This is a genomic window from Dyella marensis, assembly GCF_049532885.1.
Classification (GTDB): Bacteria; Pseudomonadota; Gammaproteobacteria; order Xanthomonadales; family Rhodanobacteraceae; genus Dyella_D; species Dyella_D marensis.
Genome location: NZ_CP064029.1, coordinates 3,191,192 through 3,207,116 on the forward strand (window position 1 = coordinate 3,191,192; position 15,925 = coordinate 3,207,116).

General features: G+C 67.7%; 13 protein-coding genes. 8 read left to right on the forward strand and 5 right to left on the reverse strand.

The window, feature by feature from the left end:
• Window positions 1–84: 84 nt before the first annotated feature.
• Together ISN75_RS13660 and ISN75_RS13665 are read left to right on the forward strand one after the other, a co-directional pair.
• Window positions 85–990 carry an isocitrate lyase/phosphoenolpyruvate mutase family protein gene (locus ISN75_RS13660; RefSeq protein WP_343820139.1) on the forward strand — a complete coding sequence of 302 codons (906 nt, stop codon included), beginning with the start codon at window positions 85–87 and terminating at the stop codon, window positions 988–990.
• A gap of 224 nt (window positions 991–1,214) precedes the next feature.
• Window positions 1,215–1,490, forward strand: a complete 276-nt coding sequence (locus ISN75_RS13665) for a hypothetical protein (RefSeq protein ID WP_167254669.1) — start codon at window positions 1,215–1,217, stop codon at window positions 1,488–1,490.
• 12 nt (window positions 1,491–1,502) lie between these two features.
• On the opposite strand, the gene ISN75_RS13670 is transcribed toward ISN75_RS13665, so the two are convergent.
• A complete protein-coding gene (locus tag ISN75_RS13670) occupies window positions 1,503–2,909 on the reverse strand; it encodes a PLP-dependent aminotransferase family protein (RefSeq protein WP_167254667.1) in 1,407 nt (468 codons plus the stop codon).
• A gap of 101 nt (window positions 2,910–3,010) precedes the next feature.
• Between ISN75_RS13670 and ISN75_RS13675 the strand changes: the two genes are divergently transcribed.
• The 6 genes from ISN75_RS13675 to ISN75_RS13700 all read left to right on the forward strand — a co-directional run bounded on the left by ISN75_RS13675 (window position 3,011) and on the right by ISN75_RS13700 (window position 10,694).
• Complete coding sequence (locus ISN75_RS13675) at window positions 3,011–3,928, forward strand: DMT family transporter (protein ID WP_167254665.1); 918 nt, start codon at window positions 3,011–3,013, stop codon at window positions 3,926–3,928.
• 106 nt (window positions 3,929–4,034) lie between these two features.
• A complete protein-coding gene (locus tag ISN75_RS13680; protein WP_343820142.1) occupies window positions 4,035–5,792 on the forward strand; it encodes a hypothetical protein in 1,758 nt (585 codons plus the stop codon).
• A gap of 74 nt (window positions 5,793–5,866) precedes the next feature.
• On the forward strand, window positions 5,867–6,964 hold the full coding sequence (locus tag ISN75_RS13685; RefSeq protein WP_343820144.1) for a sensor histidine kinase: 1,098 nt from the start codon (window positions 5,867–5,869) through the stop codon (window positions 6,962–6,964).
• A complete protein-coding gene (locus tag ISN75_RS13690; protein WP_168647130.1) occupies window positions 6,961–7,722 on the forward strand; it encodes a LytR/AlgR family response regulator transcription factor in 762 nt (253 codons plus the stop codon). The genes ISN75_RS13685 and ISN75_RS13690 overlap by 4 nt, the downstream gene beginning before the upstream one ends.
• A 122-nt stretch (window positions 7,723–7,844) precedes the next feature.
• Entirely contained in the window at window positions 7,845–8,819 is a 975-nt protein-coding gene (locus ISN75_RS13695; RefSeq protein ID WP_168647129.1) for a PD40 domain-containing protein, read from the forward strand.
• A gap of 324 nt (window positions 8,820–9,143) precedes the next feature.
• Window positions 9,144–10,694, forward strand: coding sequence for an MASE1 domain-containing protein (locus ISN75_RS13700; RefSeq protein WP_343820148.1), 1,551 nt, complete (start codon window positions 9,144–9,146; stop codon window positions 10,692–10,694).
• On the opposite strand, the gene ISN75_RS13705 is transcribed toward ISN75_RS13700, so the two are convergent.
• From ISN75_RS13705 to fusA, 4 genes are all read right to left on the reverse strand, one after another.
• Window positions 10,672–11,355, reverse strand: a complete 684-nt coding sequence (locus ISN75_RS13705; RefSeq protein ID WP_343820150.1) for a hypothetical protein — start codon at window positions 11,353–11,355, stop codon at window positions 10,672–10,674. The genes ISN75_RS13700 and ISN75_RS13705 overlap by 23 nt on opposite strands.
• Window positions 11,356–11,601: 246 nt before the next feature.
• On the reverse strand, window positions 11,602–12,147 hold the full coding sequence (locus ISN75_RS13710) for a cytochrome b (protein ID WP_168647127.1): 546 nt from the start codon (window positions 12,145–12,147) through the stop codon (window positions 11,602–11,604).
• Window positions 12,147–13,232: a catalase family peroxidase gene (locus tag ISN75_RS13715; protein ID WP_343820151.1), complete on the reverse strand. Its 1,086-nt coding sequence runs from the start codon at window positions 13,230–13,232 to the stop codon at window positions 12,147–12,149. Before ISN75_RS13715 ends, ISN75_RS13710 begins: the two co-directional genes overlap by 1 nt.
• Window positions 13,233–13,745: 513 nt before the next feature.
• Window positions 13,746–15,911, reverse strand: a complete 2,166-nt coding sequence (fusA, locus tag ISN75_RS13720) for an elongation factor G (RefSeq protein ID WP_167254649.1) — start codon at window positions 15,909–15,911, stop codon at window positions 13,746–13,748.
• Window positions 15,912–15,925: the final 14 nt, after the last annotated feature.

Sequence of the window (15,925 nt, forward strand, 5' to 3'; positions counted from 1 at the left end):
TCGCTAAAGATTCTGACAGCGGGCCGGGCCGCCCCATGGTCTGCTTTACCTGCCCGGCGTCGGGCGCAACCACAGGCCAGCAGCATGAACCGCGAACAGAGAGAGCGTGCCGAGCTTTTCCATCAACTGCATGCCGGCCCAGGGCCATTGATGCTGCCCAACGCCTGGGATGCCGCCAGTGCCAGGGTGATCGAAAACGCGGGCGCCAAGGCGATCGCCACCACCAGCGCCGGCATGGCCTGGGCGCTGGGCTATCCCGACGGCGAGCAGATGCCCGTACAGGATCTGCTGGCGGCCTGCCGGCGCGTTTGCCGGGTGGTCGGCGCGCCGGTCAGCGTCGACATCGAACGTGGCTATGCGCTCGATGCCCAGGACACCGGCAACCTGGCCGAGGCGCTGATCCAGCTGGGCGTGGTGGGCATCAATATCGAAGACGGCACCGAAGCGGGCACGCGGACGCTGGCGCATCCCGGCGTGCTCAGCGAGCGCATTGCCTGCGTGCGGAGGATTGCGCGGCATCGTGACCTGCCTTTCTTCATCAATGCGCGCATCGATACGTATCTGAGCGATTTGCCGGCCGAAGCGCGCCTGGAGGAAACCCGAAAGCGCGCGCTGGCCTATGTCGATGCCGGCGCCGATGGCATCTTCGTTCCCGGCCTGGCCGAGGCCGCGGACATCGCAACGCTCGTGCAATGGCTGCCGGTGCCGCTCAACGTCTATGCCGGCTATCCGGGCGCACCGGGCTCGCAGGCGCTGGAACAGTTGGGCGTGCGGCGCATCAGCCTGGGGTGCGGACCGATGCAGGCCACGCTGGCACACCTGGGCGCCATCGCGGCGGAAGCGCTCGATGAAGGACGCCACGACACGATGGGCAAGCGGATGTTGACCCCAGCCCAAGCGAATGGCCTGTTTCGCACGAGCGAGCACGAGAAGGCCGGCGTCCAGCGATACGCAAGCCGTGCCGTGGCCAGCGCGGCGGCGACAGCATAGGAACATGGGGCGGCGCCACGAAGGGTTTCAGGTATGAAGCCACCCACGAGGATGGCCACAGGTGGAGCGCAAGCAGTGGAACGGGCAGGAACCCAGCCAGGCCAGGAACATGGCCCGCGGCGTGCGATGCCCGCGCACCTGGGCCTGGCAAGCTTGCGAAGCAACGCTTGCAGGCGTCATACCCACCCGGCACTCTAGGCGGCTTTCGCCAACCGGGAACCCCCATGTCGAACCTCGACAACATCCTCCAGATCATGCCCGCCACCGGCTGGGTCGCCGTCTACGACGAAGCCGGCGAAGAAAGCGCCCAGGCCATCGTCTGCTTCGCCCTGGTCGAATCCGAAACCGGCGGCACCCGCCGCCGCAGCGTCCGCCCGATGTGCGCCGACGGCCGTGCCGTCGCCTTCGCCGACGAAGCGCCGAACTTCGTGCGCGTCGAAGAGCTCGAAGCCTTCGAGGAAGACGAGGAAGACGAAGAGGAAGAAGAAGACGAGGAATAAGCCCCCGTCCGCTCAGGCCAGCTGGCGCGCCGCCAGCTGGCCGAGTTTTTTCAGCGCCTGCTCCAGCCGCGCATCCCACGGCATCCCGCAGCTCAGGCGCAGGCAATCGCGGTAATCCCCGCGGCTGGAAAACAGCACGCCTGGCGAAGTGCCGATGCCCTGCCCCAGCGCCGCCTCGAACAGAGCCTCGCCATCGCCGCCCGGCGGCAATTGCAGCCACAGCGACAGGCCGCCCCGCGGCTCGCAGGCGCGCGTGCCCGCCGGCCAGTGCCGCGCGATCGCCTCGTGCAGGCGCTGCGCGTTGTCCGCCAGCGCGCGGCGCAGGCGCCGCAGATGGCGTTCCAGATCGTGCTTCTGCAGGTAATCGGCCATCGCCAGCTGCGGCAGGCTGGCCGCGCCGACGGTGGAGAAATACTTGGCGCGCACCAGCGCATCCGTCCATGCGCCGGCCGCCATCCAGCCCAGGCGCAGGCCCGGCGACAGCGATTTTGAAAACGAACCGCAACTGATCACGTTGCCGCGCGTATCCCAGCGGCGCAGCGGCGATGGGCGTTCGCCTGACCAAGCGAGATCGCCGTAGACGTCGTCCTCGATCACCACCGTGCCATGCCGCGCGCAACTGGCCAGCAGCGCCTGCTTCGCCGCGTCGCTGGTGACGCTGCCCAGCGGATTGTTGAAGTTCGGCACCAGCACCGCCGCGCGCACGCGGTTCTGCTGCAGCAGTTGATCGAGCCGCACCGCATCGATGCCCTGCCCGGGCAGGTTCGGTACCTCCAGCACCTTCAAGCGCAACGTCGCTACGGCCTGCAGAATGCCGTGATACGTCGGCGTCTCCACCAGCACCACGTCGCCCGGCGCAGTGAGCGTGCGCAGCGCAAGGCTGATGCCTTCCATCGCGCCGGCGGTGATCACGATCTCGTCCGGCGACACCGCGGCGCCCAATTGCGCATACCGGCGGGCGATCTGCCGGCGCAGCGCGGGCAGGCCTTGCGGCGGCGCGTAGTCGAGCGCTACGGCGGGATGGTGGCGCAGGCTGCGGCTCAATGCCGCCGTGAGCGCCGCCTGCGGCAACAGCGCGAGCGAGGGCGTGGCGCTGTGCAGCGGCAGCACGTCGCCGCGCGCCAGCATGTCGAGCACCTCCTGCAACGCAGGGTTGTTCACCGTGCCCGGCGCGCGCCGGCGCATCGGCCTGGCATCGGGCGGCGGCGGCGCGGCGGCCCGCACGTAATAGCCCGAACGCGGACGCGCCAGCACCAGGCCCTCCCGTTCCAGTTGCAGGCAGGCCTGTACCGCGGTGGCCGCACTCAAGCCATGGCCTTGCGCCAGCTGGCGGATCGACGGCAGGCGCTCGCCCGCGCGCAGGGCGCCGCGGGCGATCTGGCCGCGCAGTTCGCCGGCCAGGCGTTCGTAGAGCAGCATGGCGCCCTCCCAACTGTATCGGTCTAATTTCATCCTATCTGAATCTGTATCGGTTGAGGCAAGCGGCCTACGCTGGCCTCGTCGCCCACAGAGAAAACGCCATGACCTCCCTGCCCGGCCGCGGCGATTCGCGCGCGGCCCTGCTCCAGCTGCTGTTCGCCGAACTGCTGATCGGCTCGGTCGGCGTGTTCGTGCACGAGAGCGGCCAGGACGCCGTCACCGCCGTGTTCTACCGCTGCCTGTTCGGCGGCCTGTTCCTGCTGGTGCTCGGCCTGGCCCGCGGCTATCTGCGCGGGCTGTGGCAGGATCGCGCCCTGCTGCGCGGCGCCGTGTTCAGCGGCATCCTGCTGGTGCTCAACTGGGTGGCGCTGTTCGCCGGCATGGCGCGTTCGTCGATCGGCGTGGCCACCCTGGTCTATCACTTCTTCCCGTTCGTGATGCTGATCCTCGCCGCGCTGCTGCAGGGCGAGCGCACGCATCCGGCGGACCTGGGCTGGACCCTGCTGGGCTTTATCGGCGTGGCCTGTTCGGCCGATCCCCTCAAGCTGTGGCGCGACGCCGACACCTCGTACCTGATCGGCATCGGCCTGACCCTGCTGGGCGCGCTGCTCTGCGGTGCTTCCTTGCTGATGTCGCGCACGATCGGACGCGAGCGGCCGTTTGCGCTGGTGATGATCCAATGCTGGGTGGGCGTGCTGATGCTGGCGGGATTTTCCAGCCCCGGCGTGTTCCACGTCGGCACGCACTGGTGGTGGCTGTGCGGGCTGGGCGTGATCCACAGCGGCATCGTCTACATGCTGTTCTATTCCTCGTATCCGCGCCTGCCGGTGGTGACCATCGCGGTGGTGGCGTTCGTGTATCCGCTGGTGACCTTGCTGCTGGATTACCTGATCTACGGGCATCGGCTGGCGCCGGTGCAACTGGCGGGGCTGGCCCTGATCGTGGCGGGGACGCTCGGGGTCAATCTGAAGTGGCGGCTGGGCGCGGGCCGCAGGGTGGGCAAGGCCGTGTCCACCTGACCGGTCGACCGCTGGTCACGCTCGCGGCACCGCTCGTCACCGGAGGCGCGACCGCCGCCCGGTGCGCATCTAGCCTCGCCGTGGTTCCCATGACGAGGCACGACCGATGCGCCGCCTGCTCCCCCTGGCTTTCCTGCTCACCTTCGGCGGCACCGCCGCCGCGACCGACAACCCCACGGCAGCGGCGCTGTTCGCGCCCGGCGTGATCTCCGGCGCCGGCGACGAAGGCCCGGCTGCGTTCCTGCCCGATGGCAATACGGTCTACTTCTCGCGCGGCAGCAGCGACCACGAGCACTACGCCATCCTGGTCTCGCAACGCACCGGGCAGGGCTGGTCGGAACCGCGAACGGCGCCGTTCTCCGGCCGGTGGCGCGATGCGGATCCGGCCATGTCGCCGGACGGATCCTTCCTGGTGTTCGCCTCCAACCGTCCGGCCGACGGCAAGGGGGCAGTGCTCGATACGGTGATGGGCGGCAAGAGCTACCCCGGCCGCGGCATGAACTTGTGGCGCGTGGCGCGGCAAGGCCAAGGCTGGGGTGCGCCGGAGCGCTTGCCCGATACGGTGAACACCTGCCACTCGGTATTCGCACCCGACGTCGGTCCTGACGGCACGCTCTATTACATCGGCTGCGGCGCGGACGGCCAGCTGCGCCTGCTGCGTTCCGTGCATAAGGACGGCCGCTACCAGGCGGCGGAGCCGGTGGCATTCGGCGCGGACGACCTGACCGTGCGCGACCCGGCCATCGCGCACGACGGCTCCTTCATGGTGGCCAGCATCAAGAGTGCGAAGACGCAGCCGTACCGCCTGGCCATCGCCTTCGCCACGCCGCAGGGTTGGAGCACGCCGCAGGACCTTGGCGACGCCGTCAACGGCGGCACGCACGCCATGGGTGCGCAACTGGGCGCGGACGGCCGCACCCTCTACTTCGTCAGCGACCGCCGCGTGCCCGGCGAGCAGGCCGACTGGAACAAGGACGGCGACAACCTGTGGCAGGTGTCGCTGGCGCCCTGGCTGGATGCGCATGCGCGCGACGGCGCGCCGGTGGCCGGGCCGTGGGACCGCGCCCAGGACGCCTCGCCGGCGTTCGGGCCCGGTGATCGTTCGGTGGTGTTCACGCGCCAGGTGGACAAGACCTACCGGCTGTTCTTCTCCTCGCGCGATGGCGGCCGCTGGTCCGTGCCGCAGCCGCTGCCGTTCTCCACGCAATGGCAGGACATCGAGCCGGCGATGGCGCCGGACGGTGCCTCGCTGGTCTTTATCTCCAACCGCCCCGAGCACGACGGCGGCGCGGCACTGGACGGCGTGTTCGACGGCCAGCGTTTTCCGGGGCGCGGCGGCAACCTGTGGCAGGTGGCGCGCGGCAAGGACGGCTGGGGTACGCCGCAGCGCATCGCTGCGCTGCTCAACACCAACTCCTCCGTGTTTGCGCCCGCGCTGGCCGCGGACGGCACGCTTTATTTCATGCGCACGGATCCGGATGCCAATGGCAAGGGTGCGTTCCGCCTGTTCCGCAGCCGCAACGTGCATGGCCAGTACCAGGCGCCGCAGCCCCTGCCCTTCAGCGACGGCGTGACCGGCGATTTCGATCCGGCGGTGGCGCCCGACCAGTCCTTCATCGTCTTCAGTTCCAAGCGCGCACCGGCGGGGCCGGCGGGCAGCGAGCTGTTCATCGCCTTCGCGCGCGGCGAAGGCTGGAGCACGCCGCAGCCGCTGGGCCTGACCGGCATCGAGGCGCGGCTGTCGTCCGATCACGCCACGCTGTACTTCAACGCGCCGGACCGCCGGGTGCATGCGTTCGACCTGCGCGGCTGGCTGGCCGGACACAGCGCGGTGGCCGACGTCGCCCGCGCCCGCAACCCCTGAGACCTGCGGCACTACCCGGGCATCGGCATCCGCCCCACACTGGATGCCCATTCCCGGTTGCCGATGAGAACCTCGTGTCCGCCGCAAACACCACGCCACGCTGGGCCCGCCTCGCCATGCCGCTGGGTTTCTGGACCCTGCTGGCGGCCTCGTACACGCTGAGCGGTGGCCTGTCGCAGATCAGCGAAGGCGAAGTGCCGAACTGGCCGCGCGTGGCCACCTGGAACTTCAGCGACTTCTATCTGTGGATGCTGCTGGTGCCGCTGGTCGCCTGGCTCGGACGGCAGGCGGCGGACGGCGACTGGCGCCGCTACGCGGCGGTGCACGTACCGGCCAGCCTCGCCGTGGCGCTGGCGCAGCTGCTGGCGCATCTGGCGATCTTCTGGAACGTCGCCGGTCCGGGCCATGCGCCGGTCGGCACGTACGCCGGCTTCGTGCGCATGCAGTTCGCTTTCAGCTACCACTTCGCCCTGCTGATGTACTGGGTGATCCTGGCGGTGCTGCGCGGGCTGGATTCGCGCCGTCGCCTGCGCGACGAACGCCTGCGCAGCGCGCAGCTGGAATCCCAATTGGCGCAGGCGCAGTTGCGCACCCTGCGCGTGCAGCTGCAGCCGCACTTCCTGTTCAACACGCTCAATGCCATCTCGGCATTGGCCCTGGCCGATCCGCACCAGGCGCGCCTGATGATCTCCCGGCTCAGCGACCTGCTGCGCCTGACCCTGGAAGAACGCCACGCGCTGGAAGTGCCGCTGTCGCGCGAGCTGGAACTGCTGCGCTGCTATCTCGACATCCAGCAGGTGCGTTTCCAGGACCGCCTGAGCACCCAGCTGGACGTCGCCGCCGACACCGTGCGCGCCGCGGTGCCCAGCATGATCCTGCAGCCGCTGGTGGAAAACGCGCTGCGCCACGGCCTGCTCGACAAACCCGAACCCGGCCGCCTGCACATCGTCAGCCGCCGCGAAGGCGCGCAGCTGTACCTGCGCGTGGACGACGACGGCCTGGGCCTGCCCGATGGCATGGCCGAAGGCCTCGGGCTGGGCAATACGCGTACGCGCCTGCAGGTGCTGTTCGGCGACGCGGCCAGCGTGGCCTTGGCGCGCAGGAACGAAGGCGGCACGCGGGTGGAGTTGCGTTTTCCTTATCGCGAATACGCCACCGAGCACGTGGCATGAGCATGCAGCCGATCCGCACCTTGCTGGTGGACGACGAAGTGCTGGCGCGCCTGGCGCTGCGCCAGGCGCTGGCCGCGCATGCGGACGTGCAGATCGTGGGCGAATGCGGCAATGCCCATGAAGCGCTGCAGGCGATCGCCGCGCTGGAGCCGGCGCTGGTGTTCCTGGATATCCGCATGCCCGGCATGGACGGCTTCAAGCTGCTGCACAAGCTCAAGCCCGAGACCTTGCCGATGGTGGTGTTCGCCACCGCCTACGGGCAGCACGCACTGCGTGCGTTCGACGCGGATGCGGTGGACTACGTGTTGAAGCCGATCGACCAGGCGCGCTTCGACCAGGCGATGGCACGCATACGGCGCGTGTGGGCGGGCTTGCAGACGGCAACGCCAAGCGTCATTAACAGCATGCCCGTGTCGCTCCCCACCCATGCGCAACGCATCAGCGTGCGTGTGGGCGAGAGCATCCGCGTGATCGCCACCGACGATATCGACTGGATCCGCGCCGACGGCAACTACGTGCATATCCATGTCGCCGGCACGCGCTATCTGCACCGCGAAACGCTGAGCCATCTGCTGGAGGCGCTGGATCCGCAGCGCTTCCTGCGCATCCATCGCGGCACCCTGGTCAATGTGGAGCGCATCCGCGAGATCCACCCGCTGTTCCAGGGCAATGCCGAAGTGGTGCTGCGCGACGGCACGCGGCTGAACCTCAGCCGCCGCTTCCGCGCGCAGGCGCGGCTGGCGCTGGGCATGGCCTGAGCGTCCGTCCGGACCGCTCGCCACGCTGCCGCAACCGCTCGTCACAAAAGCACGGCACGCTTGCGCACCTGCGCGCACCGTACGCACGGGCCGGCATGGCCCGGCCATCCACGGAAGCACACATGAAGTTGCATACGTTCGCCTGGGCGACCGCCTTTGCGCTGGGTTGCGCCCCACCTGTCGGCGCCGCCGATCTGCTCGGCCCCGGCGTGATTTCCACCGGCCTGCAGGAAACCACCGCCGCGCTGTCGCCCGATGGCCAGACCCTGCTGTTCCTGCGCTCCGATTTCGCCGAGAAGGACGACACCATCCTGCTCGCGCATCGCCAGGGCAACAGCTGGTCCGCGCCGGAAGTGGCGCCGTTCTCCGGCCAGTGGCACGACTCCGAACCGGCATTCGCCCCGGACGGCAAGCGCGTGTACTTCGTCTCCAACCGGCCGCCGCATGCCGGCGAGGCGCCGGTGACGGCGGAGATGGGCGGGCAGCATTTCGCCGGCACCAACCTGTGGTATGTCGAGCGGCAGTCGAATGGCCGCTGGGGCGAACCGGTGCACGTGGATGGCGCGCATAACGACGGGGCCATGCTTTACAACCCGACGGTGGCGGCCAATGGCGACATCTATTTCTCCGCGCACCGGCCGGATTCCGGCAAGTTCTATCAGGTGTACGTGATCCATCCCGCCGGCCAGGGCTATTCGGCGCCGGAGCGGGTGGACCTGGGCGATAGCGAGCACAACCGCATGGATCCGTGCATCGATCCCAAGGGACGCTTCCTGCTCTATGCGGGCAACGAAGGCGATTCGCTGGGCAGCGCCGACATCTATATCGCCTTCCGCCAGGCCGATGGCCGCTGGGGCAAGCCGGAACACCTGGGCGGCGACGTCAACACCGCCGCCCTGGAGAACGCGCCCACACTGGGTCCGGGTTTCGGCGAGCTGTATGTGTCCAGCAACCGGCAGGACGACGTGCAGTTCCCCAAGAAGCGCGACGACATCGGCTCGCTGCAGAAGCGGCTGAACGGTCCGAATAACGGCTCGCGCAATATCTGGCGCATGGATATCGCCGACGTGCTGAAGGCGCACGGCCTGCACGATTGACGGGTTTGCCGGTCACCCGGCGTGCGCACGGCAAGGCGCAGGCCGGTTCTTTTTGCTTCGCCGCGATCGCCGATGGTCATGCCAATGGACATCCGGAGGCGTAACGACAAGAAAAAAGCGTGATGCGATCGCCCATTTTCCCGACGCTTGCGTCACGCGGCACATGACATGGCGACAGCCTGGACTAAGCACGTTTTCACGCTGTTTTGTCATTCCTTATGAGCTTTGCAACAGCCGGTTGTTACCGCAGGAATCTTCTCGGACATTTCACGCCAGTGACCCTAATTTGCCACCGAATCGGGGAGCGGAGCGGCTGGCGCAAACATGGAATCCAGGCTTGGATGGTTAGGGCGGCAGCTCGCGGTCGCGATCATCTACGGCATCGCCTACATGCTGCTGCGCAAAGTGGGCTTCGCCCACTTCGTGCCCGCCAGCGGACTGAAACTCGCGGTCCTGCTGCTGACGCCGCGGCGCTACTGGCCGGCGTTCCTGGTCAGCGAAACCCTGTTGCTCGCCTACGATCTTTACGACGGCGTCGCCATGTTCGGCTGGGCGTTCTATCTCGCCTCCATCGTGCCGCCGATCGCCCTGCTGATGGCGGTGGTCGCCCTGTGCCAGGACCGCCTGCCCGGCGCCGCGTTTCCCGATATCCGCCTGGGCAGCGTGCTGGTGTGCATCTTCGGCGCCAGCGTGGTGCTGGTCGCCGACGGCCTGATGGTGGCTTCGCTGATGCCCGAGGCGGCGCGCTTCGGCCGCAAGCCGCTGACCGACCTGGTCTCCGATTATTTCCTCGGCACCTATAGCGGCATGCTCGCCGTGGTGCCGCTGGCGCTGGCCGGTGCGCAGCAGTGGCACGAGCAGCGTTCGCTGAGCGGCGTATGGATGGCCAATCGCAGCCTGCTGCAGGCTTCGGTGATCACGGTGATCGCGATGTCAGTCGAGGTGCTGGCGCTGTCGGGCACCCAGGACACCGCGCTGCGCTTCGTCGGCCAGGCGGTGCTGTTCGTGCCGGCCGCGTACTTCGCCATCACCCGGGGCTGGAAGGGCGCGGCGGTGATCGGCGCCATCGCCAGCTTCGGCATCGTTGCGCTGATGCCGGAGATGTTCGACATCGCCACCTTGATGACGCAGACCATGATGGCGCTGTTCCTCACCATCTCCACCGTGCTCGGCATGCAGACCACGCGGCTGGAACATGCGCTCGCCGCGGTGGACGACCAGCTGGACAAGGCCCGGCTGGAACAGCACCTGGCGGAGATGAAGCTGCAGCGCAGCTCGTTCGAGCTGGCTTATGTCAGCGGCGAGCTGGCGCGTGCGCATCGCCATCTGCTGATCCAGCTCGATCACTCGCCCAACCGCGGCGAAGTGGATACCTACAAGCGCACCCTGACCATGACCACCTCGCGCCTGAAGGAAATGGCCGATGCGCTGTCGCCGCCGATGGGCGCGGGCCATCCGCATGCCTTGAGCGAAGGTCCGCTGGTGCAGGTGCTCGACTCGCTCGGCATTGCCTACCAGGCCAACGTGCATGGCCAGTGGAGCCGGCTGCCGCGCAATACGCTGTCGCTGCTGTATCGCCTCGCCTGCGAAGCGGTGACCTACCTGCTCAAGGAATGCCCGAGCGACCGCATCGCGCTGACCACCGACACGCACACCACCGACAGCGGCACCACCATCCACCTGAGCGTGCGCAGCGAAGGCGTGCCGATGGCCCCGCCGGCACAGGACAAGATCACCAAGGGATTGGGCACGCTGGGCCTGGGGCTCGGCGAGCTGCGCCTGCGGGCGCAGCTGTTCAACGGCGACGTGATGGTGGATGGGCGCAGCGTCCAGGTGACGCTGCGCCAGGAACTCACTGTTCCCCGATTCGATTGATCGGGCAGCTGTTCGGGTCTTCCTTGCAGTTGGAATCCGGCGTGTCCTGCGGCGACAGGCGCATCGACTGCTGCGGATTGGCGCGATTGATCGGGCAGCTGTTCGGATCCTGCTTGCAGTTGGAGATGTCGCCGTCCGCCGGCGAAAGATTCGTGGTCGCCATGGTGACGCGGCGGTTGATCGGGCAGCTGTTGGGATCCTGCTTGCAGTTCGACGGATCGTCCGCCGGCGCGTAGCGCCCACCCGCCAGGGTGGCATCGGCCACCGTCCACACATATTGGCCGGCATCGTTCAGCCCGACGCTCAAGCTCACCAGCCCATCTTTGTAGACCGTTTCCGCACCACGGATGGCAGCCACGGCCAAGGGCGATTCCGGCGTGGAAACGCGCTCGGCATCGACACCCATCGGCAACACCAGATGCACCCCCGCAGCCGCCGCGACGCCGGCGCGCACGCGCCCCGCGGCATCGTTGACCTGGACGTACTCGATGCCGTCCTTGACGAAGGTATAGACGTGCCAGCGCGGACTGATCGAACGGTCCACCGTGCCGGGCGCGGCGCTACCCATGCCCTGCGCGGGGCCAGCCGCCCACACGACCGAACTGCAACTCAACGACACGCCCGCGGCAAGCAGGCCCCATGCGAGATAGCGCAGCTTCATCGTGGTGATTCTCCCTGTGGTGTCACCCCTGTGGTGTCAACGCATCGTGACCAAGCCATCGTGATGGCCGGGTGAGCGGTGCGCTATGCAATGGATACTCGAACGTGCAGTCAACGTCTGCATTTAGGTGACGTTCGAGCACCGATCCCCGGGTGAAACGCGGCGAGAACGTTTACGCGCACGCAGTACCGCGCAGGGGCCGAGCGGGGCCGGTGCATGACCTCGCTCGTGCCGGCATGCCGACTATCAGCGGCGCGGCCGCCACCCCACCATGCTGCCCAGCACGCCATCCCGGCGCACCAGTCCGTGATAGAGCGCCGCGCCCAGATGTGCGAGGAAGGTGGCGAACAGCAGCACCGCCAGCCATGCATGCAGATGCCGCAGCACCGCGAACGCCACCGCATTCGCCGGCAGGATCGAGGGCAGCCGCAGCGAAGCGCTGAGCATCACCGGATACCCGCCCGCCGAAAGCATCGCCCAGCCGACCAGCGGCAGAGTCAGCATCAAGGCGTACAGCAACCAGTGCGAAGCCAGTGCCGCCCACTTCTGCAGCACGGGAAGATCGGCAGGCAGAGGCGGCGGCGGATTACGCCATCTCACGATCAGCCGCACCACCGCCAACACCAGGATCGCCACGCCCAGCGGCTTGTGCAGCCGCACCAGCCAGTCATGGCGCTCGGATACCGAAGCCACCATCCCCACGCCGATGAACAGCATCGCGATGATCAGGACGGCCATCAGCCAATGCAGCAGCCGCGCGGGCCACACGAACATATCGGTCGGGCGTGCCATCAGCGGGCCTCCTTCTTTGCGGTCGCGCTACCTGGCAGGTGCGCCTCTTCGCTGGTGCGGCGCAGGTACGAAGCGGCGTAGGCCGCCGAACGCGCGGGCAGCAGCGGATCGTCCGAAGCCTGGATGCCGTCGGGCAGCACCAGCGGGTCGTAGTTGACGTCGCGGCAGGGGCCGCTGTCCTGCGGCTGGGTGGAAGTGAGCTCCAGCGTGCCGGCATCGATTTCGCGGCGGCTTGCCGGCCACGCCTTGGTTGCGTCGGACGTGGGATCGCCGGGATCGGCCAGCGTCACCAGCAGGTGCCAGCGCAAGGGGCCGGCCGCCAGGCGTTGTACGAGGTCGGCCGCGAGATAATCCTCGCCCTGCCCCGCGCTGCCGTCCGCCCTGGCCTCCGGCACCATCCGCCAGCGCACCGGGTGATGCGCGCCCTGCGCGTCGACCAGCTCGAACGCGTTCAAGCTCCAGTAGCTGTCCACCGCATAGCTGGACGAAGGCTTCGCCGTCTTGACCCAGGCCAGGAACGCGCCGGCTTCCGGATGCGCACCGAAGAACGCGCCGACCTTGGCCTGGTCCGGCTTGCCGCTCGCCGGATCCGGCTGCTGCGCCTGCAGCAGTTCGTAGAAGGCCTGCGGCGTGGCCACCGGAAACACCGGCATGCTGTTCATGCCCGTGCGCCATTGCTGCCCGTTGGGCTGGGTCAGGCGCAGCGCCATGCTGCGGATCGGCGCGCTGCTGTCCGGCGCATAAGGGTTGCCGCCGGGAATGGCGAAGCGCCCGACCACCGGCACCACGCCCGGCGCGAACACCTGCGCCTTCGAATACGACTGCAAGGCGCCATTGCCGGTGAACGTGCCTGCCACGCACACGCCCTTGGCGTGGTTGCGGCGATAGCCCGGATGCACGCCGGCATTGGACTGCAGCTGGTCGACCAGTTTCTGCGCCGTGAGCCGCCCCGGCGTCAGCCAGCCGCCGGCGTAGCCCAGGCCTGCGGCGACCACCAGCGGCACGCCGGCGATCACGCCGTAGCGCCACCATCCACCCACGCGCCGCAGGACGCGGCGCCCTTCCCCATTTCCGTTCGATCCCATGACACCTGCCCCGTGGCTAGCCGACGATGCGCTGTTTTCGTAGGAACAAACCCGGAGGTTACTTCCTTAAGAAATGTCTGCCTGCCTGACAGATGGCCGATGCCGCGGGCGGCGCAAAAAGAAGGCCCCCTGTGCGGGGGCCTGGGAGTGCCTCGAAAGTAACCGCGAGGTTCTACCTCCGGGCACGGGCGAGACTCTGCGACGGCTTGCATCCGGGTCCATGGGCAAGGCGTGAAATCCGCCGAGAAGGCGGGAATCCGGGTGCTGCGTCACGCTTTTCAAAGCCGTGATACGGAGCTCGTTCGCACTGACGGCGCCTTCACGTTGCGACCGGTATCTAGTCACCCGTCGGGACGGTCTTGACCCCCCTTTCAACCCTCCCGACAGGCTATTTCCCAACGGATGGCCTGGCCCCCGCAAGGGGGCCATTTTTATGGGCGCCGTAAAAATCGGCGCCATAAAAAAGCCGCCGGGCGAACCCGGCGGCTTTCTCGATCAGGCAAGGCGAAAGAATTACTTCGCGCCTTCCTTCTCCATCAGCTTCGCGACCATGCTGGCCGGCACTTCCTCATAGTGGTCGAACTCCATGGTGAAGGTGCCGCGGCCGCTGGTGGCCGAGCGCAGGAAGTTGATGTAGCCGAACATCTCCGCCAGCGGCACGAAGCCCTGCACGAAGGCGTTGGTGCCACGCTGGCCCTGGTCGCTGATCGAACCGCGGCGGCGGTTGATGTCGCCGATCACGTCGCCGAGGTAGTCGGCTTCGGTCACCACTTCGAGCTTCATCACCGGCTCGAGCAGCTTCGGGTTGGACATCTTGTGCGCTTCGCGGAAGCAGGCCTTGCCGGCGATTTCGAACGCCAGCGCGGACGAGTCCACGTCGTGGTACTTGCCGTCGACCAGGCGCGCCTTGAAGTCGAGCACTTCGTAGCCGGCCACCTGGCCTTCGCGCGACTCCACCGTCACCGCATGTTCCACCGCCGGGATGTACTCGCGCGGCACGCGGCCGCCGACGATCTCGTCGGAGAAGATCACGCCGCTGCCGGGTTCGCCCGGCTCGAAGATGATCTTCACTTCGGCGAACTGGCCCGAACCGCCGGACTGCTTCTTGTGCGTGTAGGTGTGCTCGATGGTCTTGCCGAACGCTTCGCGGAAGCTCACGCGCGGCTTGCCCATGCTGGCGTCGACGCCCAGCTCCGTGCGCATGCGGTCGATGGTGATTTCAAGGTGCAGCTCGCCCATGCCCTTGAGCACGGTCTCGCCGGTTTCCTTGTCCACTTCGAGCTTCAGCGACGGGTCGGCCTTCACCATCTTGTAGAGGGCGGAGGACAGCTTGTCGATGTCGTTGCGGTTCTTCGGCTCCACCGCCACGCTGATCACCGGGTCGGGGAAGCGCATGCGCTCCAGCAGCACCGGATGGGCCGGATCGGTGAGCGAGTCGCCGGTCTCGGTTTCCTTCAGCGAGACGAAGGCGCAGATGTCGCCGGCGCGCACTTCCTCGATGTCCTTGGTGGCATTGGCCTGCACTTCCACGATGCGGCCGATGCGCTCCTTCTTGCCGCGGGTGACGTTCTGCAGGGTGTCGCCCTTCTTGATCACGCCGGAGTAGATGCGGCAGAAGGTGAGGCTGCCGAACTGGTCGTTGATCACCTTGAACGCCAGCAGGCGCGCCGGAGCGTCGTCCACCACGCCCTGCTCGCCGACCACGTGGCCGTCTTCGTCGACCAGCGCGATGCCGCCGTTCTCGCCCGGGTAGGGCATGTAGTCGACCACGGCGTCCAGCAACTGCTGCACGCCCTTGTTGCGGTAGGAGGAGCCGCAGAACACCGGCACCAGCTTGCCGCTGACGCAGCCCTTGCGGATCGCCTTCTTCAGCAGCTCCAGGCTGAAATCGCCGCTCTTGACGTAGGTTTCCACGTCGCCCGCGTGCAGCAGCTTGTCGAAGGCCTCGTCGTCCATCTCCAGCGCGCGCTCGATGGTTTCCTCGTGCAGCTTGGCCAGGTTGGCCACCCACTCGCGGTCGCCGGTGGCGCTGAACTGGCACTTCGGATGGCTGGCGACCTGGTCGAGCGGGACGCTCTCCCAGGTGCTGTCCTTGTCGTCGCCCTGCCAGATGTAGGCCAGGCCGGCGACGAGGTCGGCCATGCCGATGAACTCGTCGTTGCTGCCGAGCGGCACCTGGCACAGCAGCGCGTTGGCGCCCAGGCGGTTCTTGATGCCCTCGACGGCGTGCTTAAAGTTCGCGCCGATGCGGTCCATCTTGTTGACGTAGCACATGCGCGGCACGTTGTACTGGTCGGCCAGGCGCCAGTTGGTCTCGGTCTGCGGCTCCACGCCGGCCACGCCGTCGAACACCACCACGGCGCCGTCGAGCACGCGCAGGCTGCGGTTCACTTCGATGGTGAAGTCCACGTGCCCGGGGGTGTCGATCACGTTGATCTGGTGGCCCTTCCACTCGGTCGACACGGCGGCCGACTGGATGGTGATGCCGCGCTTGCGCTCCTGCTCCAGATAGTCGGTGGTGGTGGAGCCCTTGCCGTCCTTGGTGTCGTGCACGTCGACGATCTGGTGCTTCTTGCCCGTGTAGTACAGGACGCGTTCGGTGGTGGTGGTCTTGCCCGCGTCGATGTGGGCGATGATGCCGATGTTGCGGTAGAGCGAAAGCGGTTTTTGGCGAGGCATACGGCCGTCCGGGT